Annotated in this window: 16 protein-coding genes and 4 pseudogenes; 6 read left to right on the top strand and 14 right to left on the bottom strand. The window is 59.4% G+C overall.

Annotation, left to right across the window (positions count from 1 at the left end):
* Positions 1–76: 76 nt before the first annotated feature.
* The 8 genes and pseudogenes from DSC91_RS12290 to DSC91_RS12255 form a co-directional block, all read right to left on the bottom strand.
* The gene (locus tag DSC91_RS12290) at positions 77–901 is read right to left on the bottom strand and encodes a putative hydro-lyase (protein ID WP_115778489.1); all 825 of its coding nucleotides are present in this window, start codon (positions 899–901) and stop codon (positions 77–79) included.
* Between the two features lie 48 nt (positions 902–949).
* Complete coding sequence (locus DSC91_RS12285) at positions 950–2,272, bottom strand: MFS transporter (RefSeq protein WP_115778487.1); 1,323 nt, start codon at positions 2,270–2,272, stop codon at positions 950–952.
* Positions 2,273–2,493: 221 nt separating this feature from the next.
* Entirely contained in the window at positions 2,494–2,724 is a 231-nt protein-coding gene (locus tag DSC91_RS12280) for an acyl-CoA carboxylase biotin carboxyl carrier protein subunit (RefSeq protein ID WP_115778485.1), read from the bottom strand.
* A gap of 9 nt (positions 2,725–2,733) precedes the next feature.
* Positions 2,734–3,513, bottom strand: a pseudogene (locus DSC91_RS12275) (LamB/YcsF family protein).
* The gene (locus tag DSC91_RS12270; RefSeq protein ID WP_115778483.1) at positions 3,506–4,453 is read right to left on the bottom strand and encodes a 5-oxoprolinase subunit C family protein; all 948 of its coding nucleotides are present in this window, start codon (positions 4,451–4,453) and stop codon (positions 3,506–3,508) included. The pseudogene DSC91_RS12275 and the gene DSC91_RS12270 overlap by 8 nt, the downstream one beginning before the upstream one ends.
* On the bottom strand, positions 4,450–5,220 hold the full coding sequence (gene pxpB, locus DSC91_RS12265; RefSeq protein WP_115778481.1) for a 5-oxoprolinase subunit PxpB: 771 nt from the start codon (positions 5,218–5,220) through the stop codon (positions 4,450–4,452). Before pxpB ends, DSC91_RS12270 begins: the two co-directional genes overlap by 4 nt.
* Positions 5,217–6,611 (bottom strand): acetyl-CoA carboxylase biotin carboxylase subunit, encoded by a 1,395-nt coding sequence (locus DSC91_RS12260; protein WP_115778479.1) that lies wholly within the window; start codon positions 6,609–6,611, stop codon positions 5,217–5,219. The genes pxpB and DSC91_RS12260 overlap by 4 nt, the downstream gene beginning before the upstream one ends.
* 62 nt (positions 6,612–6,673) lie before the next feature.
* A complete protein-coding gene (locus DSC91_RS12255) occupies positions 6,674–7,105 on the bottom strand; it encodes a VOC family protein (protein WP_115778477.1) in 432 nt (143 codons plus the stop codon).
* 372 nt (positions 7,106–7,477) lie between these two features.
* Here DSC91_RS12255 and DSC91_RS12250 point away from each other — a divergent pair.
* A pseudogene (locus DSC91_RS12250) lies at positions 7,478–7,669 on the top strand (DDE-type integrase/transposase/recombinase); the annotation flags it as partial.
* A 915-nt stretch (positions 7,670–8,584) separates the two neighbouring features.
* Here the strand turns inward: DSC91_RS12250 and DSC91_RS12240 are convergent.
* Complete coding sequence (locus tag DSC91_RS12240; RefSeq protein ID WP_162831378.1) at positions 8,585–8,851, bottom strand: hypothetical protein; 267 nt, start codon at positions 8,849–8,851, stop codon at positions 8,585–8,587.
* A 306-nt stretch (positions 8,852–9,157) separates the two neighbouring features.
* On the opposite strand from DSC91_RS12240, the pseudogene DSC91_RS38210 reads away from it, so the two are divergent.
* A pseudogene (locus tag DSC91_RS38210) lies at positions 9,158–9,305 on the top strand (GPW/gp25 family protein); the annotation flags it as partial.
* Between the two features lie 139 nt (positions 9,306–9,444).
* Here DSC91_RS38210 and DSC91_RS12235 read toward each other — a convergent pair.
* Positions 9,445–9,684, bottom strand: coding sequence for a hypothetical protein (locus tag DSC91_RS12235; RefSeq protein WP_115778473.1), 240 nt, complete (start codon positions 9,682–9,684; stop codon positions 9,445–9,447).
* 364 nt (positions 9,685–10,048) lie between these two features.
* On the opposite strand from DSC91_RS12235, the gene DSC91_RS12230 reads away from it, so the two are divergent.
* Positions 10,049–10,600: a TetR/AcrR family transcriptional regulator gene (locus DSC91_RS12230; RefSeq protein WP_115778471.1), complete on the top strand. Its 552-nt coding sequence runs from the start codon at positions 10,049–10,051 to the stop codon at positions 10,598–10,600.
* Here the strand turns inward: DSC91_RS12230 and DSC91_RS12225 are convergent.
* From DSC91_RS12225 to DSC91_RS12210, 4 genes and pseudogenes are all read right to left on the bottom strand, one after another.
* Positions 10,577–10,774, bottom strand: a pseudogene (locus tag DSC91_RS12225) (paraquat-inducible protein A); the annotation flags it as partial. The gene DSC91_RS12230 and the pseudogene DSC91_RS12225 overlap by 24 nt on opposite strands.
* A gap of 10 nt (positions 10,775–10,784) precedes the next feature.
* Positions 10,785–11,201, bottom strand: coding sequence for a hypothetical protein (locus tag DSC91_RS12220; protein WP_115778467.1), 417 nt, complete (start codon positions 11,199–11,201; stop codon positions 10,785–10,787).
* Positions 11,202–11,534: 333 nt separating this feature from the next.
* A complete protein-coding gene (locus tag DSC91_RS12215) occupies positions 11,535–12,116 on the bottom strand; it encodes a TetR/AcrR family transcriptional regulator (RefSeq protein ID WP_115778465.1) in 582 nt (193 codons plus the stop codon).
* Between the two features lie 640 nt (positions 12,117–12,756).
* Positions 12,757–13,314 (bottom strand): hypothetical protein, encoded by a 558-nt coding sequence (locus DSC91_RS12210; RefSeq protein ID WP_115778463.1) that lies wholly within the window; start codon positions 13,312–13,314, stop codon positions 12,757–12,759.
* A 752-nt stretch (positions 13,315–14,066) separates the two neighbouring features.
* Between DSC91_RS12210 and DSC91_RS12205 the strand changes: the two genes are divergently transcribed.
* The 3 genes from DSC91_RS12205 to DSC91_RS12195 all read left to right on the top strand — a co-directional run bounded on the left by DSC91_RS12205 (position 14,067) and on the right by DSC91_RS12195 (position 17,641).
* Positions 14,067–15,686 carry a carbohydrate porin gene (locus tag DSC91_RS12205; protein WP_162831377.1) on the top strand — a complete coding sequence of 540 codons (1,620 nt, stop codon included), beginning with the start codon at positions 14,067–14,069 and terminating at the stop codon, positions 15,684–15,686.
* A 33-nt stretch (positions 15,687–15,719) separates the two neighbouring features.
* Positions 15,720–16,496, top strand: a complete 777-nt coding sequence (locus DSC91_RS12200) for an SDR family NAD(P)-dependent oxidoreductase (protein ID WP_115778459.1) — start codon at positions 15,720–15,722, stop codon at positions 16,494–16,496.
* Positions 16,497–16,570: 74 nt separating this feature from the next.
* Complete coding sequence (locus tag DSC91_RS12195; protein WP_115778457.1) at positions 16,571–17,641, top strand: alpha/beta hydrolase; 1,071 nt, start codon at positions 16,571–16,573, stop codon at positions 17,639–17,641.
* The last annotated feature ends 19 nt before the right edge of the window (positions 17,642–17,660 follow it).

The raw sequence follows: 17,660 nt of genomic DNA, 5'->3' as shown, positions 1-17,660 counted from the left end.
AAAGCGGCGGCGCAAAGAAATCAGGCCGCCTGTACCGATTGCAGCGGGCATTGCTTTCAGCCGGCCGCGAGCGAGCTTAAAGCAGCTTCAGGTCGTCGGTCCGGACATCGCAGATCAGCATGTGGCCGGGCGCATGCGTAATGCAGATCGGCGGGCGCGCTTCGATCACCGCGGCTTGTGGTGTGACCCCGCACCCCCAGAACACCGGTGTTTCACCGTCGAGAATAGCGGTCGGCTCGCCTTCGTCGGGGACATTGACATCGCGGATGCCGATCGCGGCCGGATCGCCGATATGAACGGGCGCGCCATGCGCGCCGGGCAGCTGTTCGCAGACTGCATACGCGATCGCTGCATCCTCCGGCGTGTAAGGCCGCATCGACACCACCATCGGCCCGCGGAAAGCGCCCACCTGCCGCGTCTGAATCGACGTGCGGTACATCGGCACCACTTTCTGTTCGTCGACGTGACGCACGCTCAGACCGGCAACCTGCAACGCGTGTTCGAACGACAGCGAGCAGCCGATCACGAAGCCGACCCAATCCGCTTGCCACAACGCCGAGACATCGTCGAGTTCTTCGACCAGTTTGCCGTCGCGCCACACGCGATAACGGGGCAGGTCGGTGCGCAGATCGATGTCGTCGCCGAGCACCGGTACGAAGCTGCTGCCGGGTTCGGTCATGCCGATCAATGGGCAAGGTGTTGGATTGGCGCGGCAATAGGCGGCGAAATCGTCCGCCCATGCCTTCGGCAACACGACGAGGTTGCCTTGCGCGTAGCCAGGCGCCATGCCGCTGGTGTTGCCGTTGAAGCCCGCCCGTATTCTCGCGCGCTCGGTTCTGGGTGTTGGCGCGAGGGCGGCTTGCGCCTCAACGTGGGTGCTGACTTTAATGGTTTGCGTCATGCCGGGTGTCCGTGTCGAGGGGCGAAGTAAGCGCCGCGTGTGCCGGTGTCAGGTCAGCGATGCGTCGGCTGTTTCCCGGATGCCGGCGAGGGTCACAAGTGCGACCACCGCGGCGCCGACGAGCAGGAAGGCGGGACTCAGCAGATTGCCGGTGTGGCCGATCAGCGCGGTGGCGATATACGGCGTGACGCCGCCGCCGAGGATCGCGCCGAAGTTGAAGCTGAATGCCATGCCGGTGTAGCGCACGCGCGTCGGGAATTGCTCGGTGTAGGTCGGATAACCGACCGACTGCACGATCGGCATCGGCAACGCGACGATGAACATCGCGAGAAACGCCAGCGGCATGTTGTGATGGTTCATCAGCATCATCATCGGGATCACGAGGACCGCGTACGAAGTGAAGCCGATCGCGAGCACCCTGCGGCGTCCGATCCGATCGGACAGCGCGCCCCAGAGCGGCATCAATGCGGCCATCGTGATGCTCACGAACGACATCATCCAGAAGACACTGGTCTTGTCGTACTTCAGGTACGTGATCATATAGATGCTCATGAACACGAAGCCGACCCAGTACCCGGCATTCTGTCCGAACGACACCAGAAATACCTTGAGCATCGCCCCACGATGATGGGCGAGGACCTCACGCAACGGCGCCTTGACGGGCTCGCTTGCTTCGAGGACCTTCCTGAACGCGAGCGACTCGTCAATGCGCCGGCGCATATACGCGGCAATCACGACGAGCGGCACCGCCATGAGAAACGGGATGCGCCAGCCCCAGTCGTGCAGTGCGGCGCCACTGACCGATGCAGTCGTCAGTCCGCAGACTGCCGCTGCAAGCGAACCGCCGATCGCGACACCGACTGGCGTGGCGGCACCAAACAGACCGCGTTTGCCGCGTGGCGCCGATTCCGCAACGTACGCCGCGGCGCCGGTCACTTCGGCACCGGAAAAGAAACCCTGAACGAGCCGTACGGCCAGCAGCGCAACCGGCGCGAGGACACCGGCTGTGGATGCCACCGGCAACAGGCCGACGGCAGCCGTTGCGATGCCCATGCCGATCACCGTGACGAGCAGGACCGAGCGGCGTCCGATTCTGTCTCCGATCCGGCCGAGCACGATGCCGCCTATAGGGCGCATCAGGAACGCGCTGCCGAACACGGCCAGTACGGATAGCAGCGACGCGGTGGCGTTATCGGCGGGAAAGAATAACGGTCCGATGATCGCGGCCATATAACCGTACACACCGAATTCGTAGTACTCGATCGCGGTGCCGGCGGTTGCAGCGATGGCGGCTTTGCGGGCGGTCGTGCCGGGTATGGACGATGATGGCGTCGTTTCGACATCGAACTCTGCTGCTGAGGCATTCGACATGATGATTCCCACGTGAAGGTAACGCTAGTACGAGATGGAAAGAGCGTCCGATTCCTTCGATGCGAGGTCGACGCACGATCGGCGGCTTCGGTTCACCCAGCTAGGGTTGGCCGTATGCGTTCAGCACGGGCCGGGGCAAAAAACAACGAGGCAACAACCTCGTAATTGATAAGCATGCCGAAAATAAGTGCGGATACCCGGGTGTGACAGGATCGACCGGCTCAGTCCGGAATGAAGTGAGCCACAGTCTGGCCTTCCTCGACCATTTCTCCTTCTGCGACGAGATACGACGCGATGTGGCCTGATACGTCTGCTTCGACCGGGATTTCCATCTTCATCGATTCGAGTACGAACAGCTCGGCGCCGACCGCCTGATGAACGCCCGGCTGCGCGACGATCTTCCAGAGCGTGCCGGTGGTTTCGGCGATGATGGGGATGGCAGGTTGAGTCATGATGTTCGTTCAGACGTGGCAAAGGGTTGAAGTTGTCGGCGCTTTAACGAGAACACCGGCGCGGGTCAGCGCGTCGCGGATCTGCCGGGCGAAGGTGGCCGCGCCGGGTTGATCGCCGTGAATGCAAAGCGTGTCCGGCTACACCCGCACCCAGGCGCCGCTGAGCGCGCGTACGCGGCCTTCTTCGAGCATGCCGAGCACCTGTCGAACCGACTGGTCGACATCGGTGATGAGCGCCGCCGGATGGCCACGCGGCGTCAGCGTGCCGTCGTCCTGATAGGTACGGTCGGCGAAGACCTCCTGCGCGACGGACAAGCCCGCATCCCGTGCGGCGTCCACCAGCTGGGAGCCGGCAAGACCGTAAAAGACCAGGCCCGGGTCGATATCCCGGACGGCAGAGCACAATGCATCTGACACGTCACGGTCGCGGGCGGCCAGGTTGTACAGCGCGCCATGTGCCTTCACGTGCGCGAGGCGCCCGCCCACGGTTTCGGCGAAAGTCTTGAGCGCACCGACCTGATACACCGTGATGTTGTAGATCTCGTCTACGCTGAGCTGCATCGTCCGGCGACCGAATCCTTGCAGGTCGGGAAAGCCCGGATGCGCGCCGATCGCCACGCCGGCACGGTGTGCAGCGCGCACCGTGGCCGCGATAGTCTGCGCGTCGCCCGCATGAAAACCGCAGGCGATGTTGGCCGACGTCACGTGCTGAAGTATTGCTTCGTCGCTGCCGAGGCGATACACGCCGAAGCTTTCGCCGAGATCGCTATTGAAGTCGATTTCAACCATGGCCGTGTTGTTCCAGTGCGGCGAAACAGTCTTCCTGCAATAGCAGAAGCCGTTGCGCGGTTTCCAGATCGACGCAGGTGAAGCGCACGGATTCGCCCGGCATTTTCTGGGCGAGCCGGGGCAGATCGACCGCGCAAACGTGGGCGATCTTCGGATAGCCGCCGGTGGTCTGCCGATCCGCCATCAGGATGATGGGCTGGCCGTCCGCCGGTACCTGGATAGCACCGAAGCCGACCGCTTCGGAGGCGACGTCGCGTGGTGCGCTCAAATCGAGCCGCCCGCCTTCGAGGCGATAGCCCATGCGATCCGATTGCGGCGCGAGCCGGTAGGGTTCGTGCAGAAATGTCTGTTGCGCCTGCATCGTGAAGTATTGCCATTCGCGGCCTGGCAGCACGCGGATCGGTGCGTCTGGCGCGCTCAGAACGTTTTCGTCGAATAGTGTCGGGTCCGGGGGGCGCGGTACAGGTCGGGTCGGTGCATGAGCGGCGAGCAGGTCGCCTTTCTTCAACGGGCGTCCCGCGTGACCGCCGTAGCCGCCTCGCGTATAGGTGCTGGCGCTGCCCATCACCGGATCGAAGCGGAAGCCGCCACGCACTGCGAGATACGCGCGCAGGCCGCTGCGGCGCCTGCCGAACGAGAGCTCGCTGCCGGCGGGCACGATCGTCGCGCGATCGAGCGGGACCGGCACGGCATCGAGCTTCGCGTCGAGATCGGCGCCGCTCAGCGCGATCACGGTGTCGTGCAGAAATCTCAGTGTCGGTCCCATCAGCGTGATTTCAAGCGTTGCGTTCGTCGACGCATTGCCGACCAGCGCGTTGGCAATCCGGTGAGCACGTTCGTCCATGGCGCCGTTTGCCGGAATCCCGAGATGCTGGAAGCCAACACGGCCGAGGTCCTGAAAGGTGCTCAACGCGCCGGGCTTGATCACTTCGATGTTCATCGCGAAGCTCCCGGGTGTTCATTGAGCGCGTCGAATTGAGCCGCGCTGATCGGCACGAAGCGAACCTGATCGCCGGCCTGCACGAGGCACGGTTCGGCGCGCGATGGCGTGAACAGCGACAGCGGCGTGCGGCCGATCAGATTCCAGCCGCCCGGCAGCGTCAGCGGATAGATCACCGTTTGCCGGTTCGCGAGCCCGATCGAGCCTGGCTGGACGGCCGTGCGAGGTGTTGCACGCCTCGGCAGCGAAAGCGTTTCATCGAACAGACCGATATACGGATGTCCCGGTGCAAAGCCGAGCATCATCACGTCCACGGGTGCGCCGCTGTGAAGCTCGATGAGTTCAGCCGACGACAGATTGCATGCGCCAGCGGCTTCGTCGAGATCGGGGCCGTGCTCACCGCCGTAGCACACGGGAATCTCGACAATACGGGTCGCCGCGCGCTGCACGATATCGACGGTTTGCAGCATCGCGCCGAGCGCTTCGCGGACCGTGTCGAACGGCATCCGCCAGGCCGCGTCGCGCGGCACGCGTGCTGGATCGTAGTGGACACCGACAGTCGTCAAGGCCGGAACGACGTCCGTGACGTAATCGGGCCGTGCCGACACGATTCGTGCAGCGAAGGCGCGCGCCATCCGGTTGGCCTGCACGGTGTCGCCGCCCACCAGTTCGACGATGAGCAGCCGTTCCCCTGATGGATGGATTGTCCACGACGGCGCGAGCGGTGCTGCCGCGCCGTGTTCATGAGCGAGGAGTGACGCGCTCACAGTGCCACCGCCACGGACGTGGGAACCGTGACCTTCGGGATCAGCGTGGCTGCCTCGCGCTGAACGAAGCTGGTATCGACGTCTCCGGCGACGAACGACGGATGCTCCATCAGGCGTGCAAGAAACGCCGTGTTGTGCTGGATTCCCTCGATGCGGCTCGCCGCGAGCGCTTCGGACATCAAGGCGCGCGCCGCGTCGCGGGTCGCACCGAACGCGATGAGCTTGGCGATCATCGGATCGTAGAACGGCGAGATCGTGTCGCCTTCGCGCAGGCCCGTATCGATGCGCAAGCCGTGGAGCATGTGTGGCAGATCGTAACGTGTCAGCTTGCCTGGAGACGGCATGAAGTTCTTCGCCGGATTCTCCGCGTAGACGCGACACTCAATCGCCGCGCCGTGCCGGCGGATATCGTCCTGCGCGATACGGCGGAGATCGCCGGACGCCAGCAGTATCTGCGCTTGCACGAGGTCCCAGCCGGAGATCGCTTCGGTCACACCGTGCTCGACCTGAATGCGCGTGTTCATTTCGAGGAAGAAGAACGCGTGCGTCTGCGCATCGACGATGAACTCCACAGTGCCCGCGCCGCTGTAGCGCTGCTGTTCGGCGAGGGCGACGGCGGCCTGCGTCATACGGTCCAGCACGCCGGCCGGCAGGTTGGGCGCGGGACTCTCTTCGACGATTTTCTGAAAGCGGCGCTGCACCGAGCATTCGCGTTCGAAGAGATGGACCGCGGAGCCGTCGCCGTAGCCGAACACCTGAATTTCGATGTGCCGGGCACGCGGCACGTAGCGCTCGAGATAGACGCCCGGATCGTTGAATGCCTTTGCTGCGAGCGCTTGCGTAGTGGTGACGGTCTCGCGCAGGGTGGCGGGGCTGTCCACCCGCTTCATGCCGATACCGCCGCCGCCGCCCGACGCCTTCACGAGCAACGGAAAGCCGACGCGTTGCGCTTCGTCGTCGAGGCGTGACAGGTCATCGGGCGAAAAACGGATACTGCCTGGCAAGACCGGAACGCCACAATCGAGGGCGATCTGGCGCGCGCGATTCTTGTCGCCCATGTTCTCGATCGAGGCGACCGACGGGCCGATCCAGACCATGCCGCGTGCTTCGGCGGCGCTCGCAAAGGCCGTGTTCTCGGACAGGAAACCATAACCGGGATGGACGCCATCGGCACCGTGCAATGTGCCGGCCGCCAGTACCGCCCCGACGTTCAGATAGCTCTGTGAAGCAGGCGCAGGACCCACCGGGACGGCAATGTCGGCCATCGTGCAATGGAGGGCGTCAGCATCCGCGGCGGAATAGATCGCGATCGTTTCGATATCTAACTCGCGCGCGGCGCGAATGATACGACAGGCAATTTCGCCGCGATTAGCGACCAGAATCCGTTTCATGACGATAGAGGGCGATGGTGTCGAAGAGGGCGCGGCACACGCCGCGCAACGAGGCAGACGGCTTACTTGGCAAACAGCGAAGCCATGTTCGCAAACGCCTTCAATTCGAGTGCATTGCCCGACGGGTCGAGGAAGAACATCGTCGCCTGCTCGCCGACCTCTCCCTTGAAGCGGACGTGTGGCTCGATGATGAACTTCGTGCCTGCCGCCGTGAGCTTCCCGGCCATTTCGGACCATTGGCTCATCGACAGCACGACACCGAAGTGGCGCACCGGTACGGCGTCGCCGTCAACGGCGCTGGTCTTGACGTGACCGACTTCTTCCGGCGCGAGGTGGGCGACAATTTGATGACCGTAGAAGTTGAAATCCACCCAGTCTTCGGCGCTGCGCCCTTCAGGGCAGCCGAGCAATTCGCCGTAGAACTCCCGGGCCGACGCGATGCTGTGAACCGGAAAGGCGAGATGGAAAGGGGGAATGCTGGTGGTGGCGTCCATGGTATGAATGACTCTCAGTGGGGTTATCGATCTGCGTGTGCATGCAGCCTGCGTGGTGTGCCGTTGCCGTGAGATGCAACCGTTACTTCACGCTATGGAGCCGAGTCTAGATATGACAAAAATGCTCGACTACCGATATATTTTTGATCTGAGTATCAAGAAAACAGATCAATCGATGGTCGCCACGAGCGGCGTGTGGCGCGGCGGACTATCAGTTCGCGACGGGGTTTTGTCGCATTAACGCGGTCAAGTAAAATTCGTCGGCCGCAACGCATGACAAGCATGAAGGCAAAGACGAAGTCGCCCGCGCAAGACGCTGCCTGCTGGCATGGCAAGGTTCTGAAGCAGGTGCACTACCCGCTGGACGTGATCCTGCTGTGCGCCCATCGTGATAAGGCCGCTGCTCGCCGCTACTTCGAGAAAGCGATTGAACAGAACGGCGAGCCCGAGACAATTGCCGTGGACAAGAGCGGCGCGAATCTGGCTGAACTTGAAGCGCTCAATACCGAGCGTTTAACGCCGATCAAAGTCCGGCAAAACAAATACCTGAGCAACGCCGTCGAGTAGGATCATCTCGCGATTTAAGTAATCCTCTTCATCTCAGGCAGCCGATCGTCGCATCGTCCCTAACGCAACACAACTGTTTCACTCACATGGCGTTACCGGTTCACGTAGAAGCTGGCGTTCGCGTGTGCTCAGACTGTCAATACGGCGTTCGGCCCATCGAAGCGCGAAACACGTCGCATCGTTCCCGTTCGAAAACAGCAGATGGCGGAGCGGGTAACTGATCCGAGATGGGTTTCTGACGTCGCCCCGGTCGATTACCACGGTCGCCTGGTAACCGCCGGATTCCGCCAGGATGGTCACGCAGTGAGCCACATAGCCGCGGTAGTAACACCTTGTGCAGGTCTGGTCCATGACGAGGCTCCGGTGAGTCGATGTTTCAACGTAGCGCGGCAAATAAATTTATGCACGTGGCGACTGGATTTTCTAACTTTCGTGTGATTACTTTGTGAACAAAGAGAGCGCTGAGCCGGCACTGATGCGAACTTCAGAGCAGCCGACTACGTTCCGCGACAGGTAGTTCAAATCCCGCATCGTCGTCTTTCCCGACGCTACTACTGCCACCGTCGAGAAGCGTGCCGTCACTATTTCGGAGGCCGGACACATCGCATATCTGGACAAGCACGCCGACTTCGAGCGTATCGAAGTCGGGAGGTAAGTCTGCGGGAAAGCAGGGTGCAGCCTGGAACGATTCATTTGAACGGAGCATCACCGATCGCAACCGGCTATTCCTGATGGAGTATGGGAGCAATTCCGTAAACGGGAACGGAGACCGGTTGCCGCGCCAGCGATGAACCAGTGTAGGCCAGCGAGGGTGTTCGGGACCGCGTGTGCGTTGCGGCAGTTGACGCAGGATTGCTGAAGATGCCGCGGCGCCTGGGGAAAAATAGCGTTTCAAGGGATTCCCCTTTTCAATCACTTTGAAAAAGCGACCTTTTCGGGGTCGCTTATACCTTTCAGCGCATCGTCGATCAGATATTCCGCCCGCCTGAGCATGTAAAAAATCGACTGATCGCTCGTCAGAAAGAGGACGTTGTGGGGTGAGTGTTCAACGATGATCGGGATGTCGCAGTAAAAGCGCGCGATTTCCGCTATCGCCCGAAAAGCGCCTGAATCTCTTCGAACGGCCCTGCAGCAGATGACATGGTCGCGATAGGAGTAGAAGAATTTGGCCCAGTCCACATGTCCTCCGTCCAGGCTGTCAGCCTGCGCCAACAAATCGATATAACTGCTCAGACCAACCGTTCCAGATGATCTGTGGATCCGGTTATGTATGAATAAAGGAGATTCTTAAATGGCGTCCCGTCGTCAATTCAATAAACGTGAGATTACGATTTGGGGTGCTTTTTATAATTTAGAATCGCTCATTTTTTGCGAAGTTAGCACGACATCTCTCAAGAGGTTCCTGATAAATATGTCAGGAAATGCTTACGCGAGTAGGCCCGAAAGACGTGCCGGTTCTGAAAGCAACGAAGTTTGAACCTGAGTATGGGTGCCGGCACGGTACTGATTGGAATGAACCGACTTACGTGCGTACCGATTACTGGGCTCGATCATCTGCGTCAGAGCGTCGGCGATATTCTCTCAACGCGCAAGGACAGTCGGCGAACGGCCAGAGTACGGCTCCGATATTCCGAAGTCCGATCCCGTGGTGAAGCTCATCGAGCTGCGGCCTACCGCGAACTGAGGTTCCGCGCGCGTATCAACGCGCACTGCGCGTGCCGTGGTGCTGGCTTTCTTTCTTTACCAGTGCAGATATTGAACATCTCGCGGCACTACTGGACGCCAACCGCAAAAAGGGCGTTCACAAATGCCGTCGACGTGGCCGCGAGGCTGCTATCAGTGACGAGCGCATTGATCGCGGCCGTGATGAGCACCTGCGTTTCCACCTGCGTCTGATATTCCGGATGTGGATCGACCTCGCCGGCGTGTGCTTCCTGTTGAGCCTTGGGATACGTCATGCGGTTCGCAAGTTGCTTTGTCTGCCGGTTGTAGACTCCGTTCGGACCTCCCATCACCGGGTCCGATGTGATCTTGCAGCATGGGCAGGATGATGGGTAGACCGTAGCCACAGTGATGTGGGGGCAAACCTGGCGGCGCTTTGCGAGCGACTGTTGGAGTCGTCTGCCTTCCGCCATCCTGTTCTCGACGGACGAAATTCACAGATTGCAACGTAACACTGGTAAACACCGATATAAACCGGCTAGCCGGTTTGTAAAATAAAAACGTCGGCGAATCGAATAAAACGCCCGTCATTACCAGGATTCCAAAGAGCGCATAGGGTCAGCCGACACCGTTAACGCGTCACTCCTTATGCTTCAAGACAAGTCTTCGTGATGCCTGTGCCTGAAACAGATAGCACGCATTTACTCAATAAGAATGGACAATCCAAGCCGCTCAGAGCGATCTCGCAATGTTGCCATCCAGGCGTCGTTGGCCATACTCTCACGGAAAGGTCCCAATGGCCTCACCTTTGATGAACTTGCTCGAGAAAGCGGCATCAGCAAAGGAGGACTGTTGCATCAGTTCCGGACAAAGAGGGGCATTCTTCAAGCGCTGCTGAACTATCAGCGGCAGCACTTCAAGGAATCGCTACGCATGCATCTAAGTTCTGGAGAGGGTAGCATTGAGGAACGGAATCTTATCGCGCAGATTGCTGTGTTGAGGGAGTCTGTCAATCAACCGAATTCAGTTGCCCGTTCGATACTAGCGGTTCTCGTCGAAGATCCGCAGCTTCTGAAGGCCGTTCGAGATGATCATGCGATCAGCCTCGCCAACATAAAAGCCGAAGCGGCGAACAGTGACATCGCAGTGCTGCGCTGGGCCGCCGCTACGGGGCTTGCATTCACAGAACTTTTGGGGCTCTCTTCGATCACAATGGAAGAGCGGGAGAGACTGTTCGAGCGGTTACTCGATGGGACATACTGGTAGCGTGCTATTCCGGTCGGGACGCTCACCGCGATACCCGGCGGGTAAATTCCATTCCCGGTTCGCTAGGTCGTCCCATATCAGTCGCGGATCAAACTGCATGGCGGCCGCCGCCGTCAGCATGACTGCCGCCGCGAACGCAGCTGCGCCTGGGCCAGTTGCAGCAAATGCGAGGCTAGCGATTGTTCTACGGCCGCTCGGGGCCATCGCGTTTTCCCGATGGGCGTTGCGTTTCCTCGTGCAGACGGTCGAACAGGCGATCACGTGTCTCGGCCGACAGTGGGCAGATGCCTAGCACCCACGACAAGGACATTCCCTGTGCAGCCTCCCAATGCAGTAACGACAGTTCGGGATCGGTAGACTGAATCTTCATGCGGCTGACCTCTTCGGCGGAAAGGTCGCGAACGAGCCTGGAGAGGCGGGAATCCATCAGTCGCTCGCCGGCGATCGAGGAGATCGTCTCTCTCGACTGGTCGATTACCGCACGTGCGGTTGCTATTTGTGCCAATAACGTGTGCTGTATTTCTTCGGGAGCCGCGATGGCACGATACAGGCGCGAGAATCGCTCAAAATGGATGATCTGCCTTTGCATGATTGATTTCATGTGCGTATCCGTTCAGACAAATTTGGCATGTGCTCCCTGTCGTAATCAACCCCGTGCTGTAGGGAGTGAGTAAGGTTTGGGAGTGGCAGCCATTCTTGATTGACGAATATTCGCATACAAACCGGGTAGACGGTTTGTTGCGTGAAGGAAAATTATCTTTCGAAATCTTATCTCGCGCGGTGGGGATTCATCATCGCTCGTGAACCCGACCGAGCGACCCCGCATGAGCCCGAGCCGGGTGCTGCCGGCTCGGGCTTGAGGCCAATAAATTTGCGGAGGGTGGGGGGCGATCCAGATCGCGAGACGTATTGTGCTGCTTTTCTACCCCGTCGATTATTTTTTAGGCTCGCAGGCGTCGTCGGATGTCCATCTGGTTTCATCCAGCAGCACCTTGAACAGACGTTCTTGCTGCCTGTCGGAAAGAGGACTCAAGCCAAGTAGCGAGGTGTAGGCCAGGCCCCGTGCCGCAAACAGACGCACGAGCGCGATGTCATCATCTTCCGCTTCGCTCTTGATCTTTCGCACGCTTGCGCTGTCTCTATCCCGGATCTCGCCAAGTAGCGTCGGGTCTTCCACGAGCGCAGCAAGAATGGCCCTCGCCACGGAGTGAGGTTGATTCGTTGATTCCCGGGTGACAGCGATCACGGATGAAAGTGTGGGTTCGCGAAGAGAGCCGCCCTTGGTGGACAGGAAGCTATTTGCAAACGAATCGTAGTGTTCCTGCTGATGGGCGAGCAGGGCCTTGAGGACGTCGGCCTTGGTGCGGAACTGGTGCAATAACCCGCCTTTACTGATCCCGCTCTCACGAGACAGTGCGTCAAAGGTCAGTCCACCGGGACCGTCCCTTGTCAGGATTACCAGCGCCGCCGCGATGGCGGCTTTTCGGGATCGCTCAGAACGGCTAGCGTTGTCCATGTTTTCCTATGATATGTGAGGTGCCGCACGAACGTTGATCCGGGCGGCATCTGTACGAAAACCGCGAGAATAGCGGCCTCGAGCTTGATTTGTCATTCTATCAAGAGTTCACCGGCGATCCGCCCAGGTTGAATCCTACCGATTCCCGGGTTGCTGCCGGGCATTTTTCAGCACGGAAACCGGCTCGCGCGGACTGGTTTTGCTGTGCAGGCCGTGTTCCGGCGACGGAAATGCAACCTTCATCACCGGCATGATCATTCGGCTGAGTTGTGAACTGTATGCGCAGAACTGAAGGTGCCGTTTGCGGGTGAGTTCGGACTATTGATCGATTCGCGCCTTACCGTGATCCGGCTGCGACGCGTGGGTTCGTGAAGAGCGTCAGCCTTCGTGAAAAGGAGCCTGGCGGCAAACGATCCCAAATATTCTTGCTGATGTGCGAGCGGGGTATTGAGAATGTCGGCTTGGTATGGAACTGATGCATCGCCACGCCTTTTGCCGATCCCGCTTTCGCGGGACGGCGCGCCGAAGGTCAATCTACCAGGGCCATCTCCCGTCGGGATGACGAGAGCCGCCTCGATTGCAGCGTTGCGGGATCATTCCGAATGGGCCGCGCTATCCGTTTTTCGGAGCTTACCGCAAATCATGCTTCGCGCTGGCTAGTTCGATTCCGGTTGCCGCGGCCCGATATCTGTCTGGCGATCCAGATGACGCAAGAAAAATACAGAGCGCCGAACGCAAGCGAAATCATCAGTCTCGGATACTGGGTACCCGTCTGAATCATCGGAATCGTGGCGACAGTCAGAAACAGCATCGTGACCATGTTAATGGCCACGGTGAACCAACCCATAATCTGGAAGTAGACCAACAGGACGATTGCTGCAATGCAAGGCGCCCATGCTGCCGTTCCCATCACTTGCGGTAAAGCATGCAACATATAGGCGACCGTGAGCCCGATGGCAGCGCCGACTGCGCAATGCGGCAACTTCCTGAAGTTGCCATGCTCAATGCCGCCCCAATAGAGCGCGAAAAGAAATCCTACCCAGACGTCGGCGATCGCCAGCGTACTGGCTAGTGCGACAAACGATCCCACCACGACAACAGCGCCGAGCAGACTCAGCAGGCCAGCGACAGGCGAGCGCCTGCGGGCATCGCTGTTCGCTTCGACGGCGGCCGGTATCGCGTCTTGTTGAAATGACATTCTCGTCTCCTCCTTGTTAGTGCGCACCACAAGATGTGTGAAGCGCCGTTCAGTTCTGGACGTGCACTGCAACGTCCATTTTTAAGTGGATCTGGAAACGACGAAGCCCGTCATCTTCCAGCGCAATTCAGCCTAACACCGAATATTTTCTATGTAAACCGACTGTACGGCTTGTTTTGTGCTAGCGTGATTTCCGACGATGATGAGTGTCGTCGGAGGGGAGAACAACAGGCAGTAAGGTCGAAAAGACTCGGGGTTTTCCCAAGGATGTTGAGTCAGGGCTTGACGTCTCATGGTTCGAGTAACTACATTACATGAACACTGGTTCACCAATCACAAATGAGCGGCATCGATCGCCCCCGGCTGATCGTTTGACATCTACCTGAAATCAGGTGCCCGACGGCGCTGCACACAACGGAGACGCGTCATGGTTCGACTACTTGGGAGAGCGTTTGCCCTGCTTACATTGACGAGTGTTCTGCACATTGCTGAAGCCGCGAGCCACGATCCGACCAGCTCAGGAATGACAGCAACGGGCATGGATTCTTCGTGCGTGCAGCGCGAAGGCAACACGAGCGACGCAGAGCGCGTGCCGCCAGACCGGCATGCTCGCGAGGAAACTCGTGTCCGGAGAACTGATCTCGCCCCTGTGCTCGATGATCAACTCATTCCAGACAGAGTGACGAAAAAGGTGCGAAGCACAATGGTGTAGAAAGAGAAATTACGTATAACGAATCATATCGGAGACAAACGTGATTGACAGAAACATCGGCACGAGATGTGAACCAGTTGTGCCAGACGTATCAGGAATACGGTACCGGCATTCCCTCCATGCCTTTTCCCTCTGCGGGAAAGTAGAACGCTTCCGGCATCGTGTCCTTGTGTCATCCGGGGCTGCGTTGAGCGCGTTTGTCATGAGCGCCTTCCCGGTCAAGGCGGCGGAGCCTGCCGTCTCGACAGACGTATCGCAGATCAACCCGCCCGTAGCGGCAGTGCCTGAGTCAGCAGCTACGCCCGACGCGTCAGCGAGTTCAGCCGCACGTGCCTATGCGCTCGACGCGAAGTACGGCTACAAGGGGTGGATCGTGCCGTTTCCATCCTATGGCGACACCCTTGCACTCGACTATGGAAACTGGCGGACGAAGCTGGCGGAGTACGGCTTTGGATTCTCGATACAAGGCTCGACGATCTTCCAGGACAACCTGCTCAATACGCCCAGCAGGATTCCTTCATCGGGTTTTGCGCCCTGCGGACCCAACAGTCTGAACTACAACTGCGCCGGCGGACGGTCGTACTTTGGTCAACGACCCAGCGTTATGTTCGCGAACTCTGCGTTTCTCACGTATGACATGAGCCAACATGGCATACCGGATGGTCAGATTGCCGTGGGTACCAACTTTGGCGTCAGCAATGACCAGCAGTACAACCCGAATACCGCGCGTTTAAACAGTATTTCGTGGTACCAGACGCTCCTCGACAAAAAGCTGGAAATCAAGGCCGGCTATTTTGCGAACCTGCCTGAGTTTGCCGGCACGTTCGTTGGCGGACTGGTTGTCAATCCATTCGGCCCTTCGTCGTCGGTTCCAATCGTTCTCGGCATGTCGCCCAATAGTATCAGCACGCCGAATTTCCGCATCAAATGGAATGTCACGAATACGCTGTACGCGCAGACGGCGATTCAGCGCAGCCTGCCGGTGAACGGGCCGACGGGCAATTCCATTTATGACGAAGTGAATACGAATCCGACAGGCTTCAGATTCACATCGTCTGTGCCGGGAACGCGCGTGCTGTCGATCAACGAATTCGGCTACAAGCGCCCGTCGTCGCCAGATGCGCCTTTTACCTGGCTTCGTGCCGGCTTCATGTACAACAACTCGACGTTCCCGGACTACAGCCGCATGCTGCAGGACCCGCACGCGACGAAGAATGGTTCGTATGGGCTCTACCTACTCGGCGACTATCAGGTGACGCAGTCGGCGCCGGGCTCACCCTACACAGCCTACCGGGGCATGTATGTCGGTGGCAGCTTCATGTATGGCGACCCGAAATCGACGCCTTTTACTCAGTACTACGAGGCTCGCGCCTATTGGGTTGGCCCGTTTGCGAGCCGGCCGACCGATCTTCTGTCGTTCGTCTATAGCCACAACAAGACGAGCAGGAACGTTCAGAGCGTCATCAACAACTACACCGCCTATACGAACTTCTTTGCTATCAGCGGTGCGAACAGCATTACCGCGTCGTACACGTATCACGTCATGCCGGGCCTCTATGCCACTGCCGGATTGGGCTATACGGATAAGCCCAGTTTGTCGGAATTCAGGGGAGAGGGTAATGCACTCAATGTACTGCTCAGTCTGTACTGGATTATCTGAGCGTCACATAACCAGAAAAAAAGGAGTGGTTCTATGACGGGCAGTCTCGACAAAGCGATGTCGCTCGTGGGGAGGAAAGCGCTCATTACGGGCGGAGCTTCCGGCATGGGGCGCGCTTCATCGCTGCTTTTCGGCGCTCAAGGTGCGCATGTGGTTATTGTCGATCGCAATGGTTCTGCCGCCGAAGAAACGGCGGCTGAAATTCGGCATGCCGGCGGCTCGGCAGAAGCGCATCAGGTCGATCTGCTCGATCAGGCTGCCCTCGATGCATTCGTCGAAACATTCCTGCGCGATCACGCCGTGCTCGACATTCTGTTCAATCACGCCGGCCTGCCCGCACCACCGGGTTTCGAGTACGACGCGGAAAGCTTCAACACCTGCATGACGATCAACGTCTGGGTGCCGATGATCCTGACCAAGCGGCTCTTGCCGTTGCTGCGCACTTCCTCTTCGGCATCGGTGATCTGCACGTCGTCGATTGCCGGCCTGAAGGCGGTGTCGTTTTTTCCGACCTATTCGGCGAGCAAGGCCGCGCTTATCCAGTACGTGAAGTCGATTGCGCAACTGCTGGCGCCCGAGGGCATCCGCGTGAACGCGATCTGCCCGGGTGCGACCGATACGCCTGCCCTCAGGCGCGACATTGCGGATGGAATCGTCAAGGCGACGATCGAGCAGATCTCGGCATCAGTGCCGTTGCGGCGAATGGGCACACCGGAGGAGATGGCGCACATGGCGCTCTTCCTCGCCTCTGACGCGTCGAGCTTTATGACAGGCGTGGCGATTCCCGTCGATGGCGGTGCTACCGCCTGATATCGCTTTCAGTGTGTGCCGGGATGAATTCGCGCACTCCCGCACACCAATGAGAACCCATAGGAGAACAACAGATGGCAGACATTCAACTCCACCGTCCCGGCAAGCTGGGCAATCCGGATCTCGTCATCCGGGACGATCCACGCGCCGACCCGCGTCTCGTTGCGGCGCTGGAGGCTGCGCAAATGGGCGGCGACCCGCCTGTCTATGTCGACAGCAATACGCCGCTTGAAGGCATTCGTCAGTATCTTGCGGCAGCCGAGGCTGGTTCTGTCGAGTTTTTTGCCGCTTCCGTCGCCGGCATGCCGTTGGTGGAGGGCGTGAGCACCACCATCGAAAAGATCCCGGGCGTGGACGGCAATGAGATCAGCCTCTTCATTCATCGGCCAGACGGTATCGACGGTGCAGTGCCCGGCGTGCTGCACCTGCATGGAGGCGGTATGTGCATCCTCGATGCCGAAGGGCCGCTTTATACGCGTTGGCGCAGCGATCTCGCTGCCAGGAAGCTGGTCGTGATCGGCGTCGAATTCCGAAACGCGACGGGACGTCTTGGCGTGAATCCCTTTCCCGCCGGACTCAACGATGTTTCATCCGCACTCCGTTGGGTGCACGCGAACAAGGCGAAGCTCGGCATCGCCAGGCTCATCATTTCGGGCGACTCCGGCGGCGCCAACCTCGGGCTGGCGGCCACGCTCAAGGCGAAGCGCGAAGACCGGTTGCGCGAAGTCGATGGTGTCTATGCGCTGTGTCCGTACATCTCTAACGCGTATGCCAGCAAGCGGCCCGAACTGCAATCGCTCTACGAAAACGATGGCCTCTACACGCCATTGGCCGTGGTTGCAGCAACGGCTATTGCATACGACCCCGACGGCGAGAACGCGGCGAATCCGCTGGCGTGGCCGTATCACGCGAGTCAAGCCGATCTCGAAGGACTGCCGCCGCACGCGATTTCGGTCAACGAGCTCGATCCGTTCCGCGACGAGGGCCTGGCTTATTACCGCAAGCTTCTCGCTGCCGGCGTGCAGGCGAGGGCACGCACGGTCAACGGTACGTGCCACGCGGCCGAAATCAATTTCATGAAGGCGATTCCCGACGTGTACCACGCGACGCTCGACGATATCGCGGCTTTCGCACACTCACTGTGACAGATCAAAAGGACAATTT

It is taken from the genome of Paraburkholderia caffeinilytica (genome assembly GCF_003368325.1).
GTDB lineage: Bacteria > Pseudomonadota > Gammaproteobacteria > Burkholderiales > Burkholderiaceae > Paraburkholderia > Paraburkholderia caffeinilytica.
The sequence above is the reverse complement of the archived record's forward strand: the minus strand, read 5'-3'. Positions and strand labels throughout refer to the sequence as shown.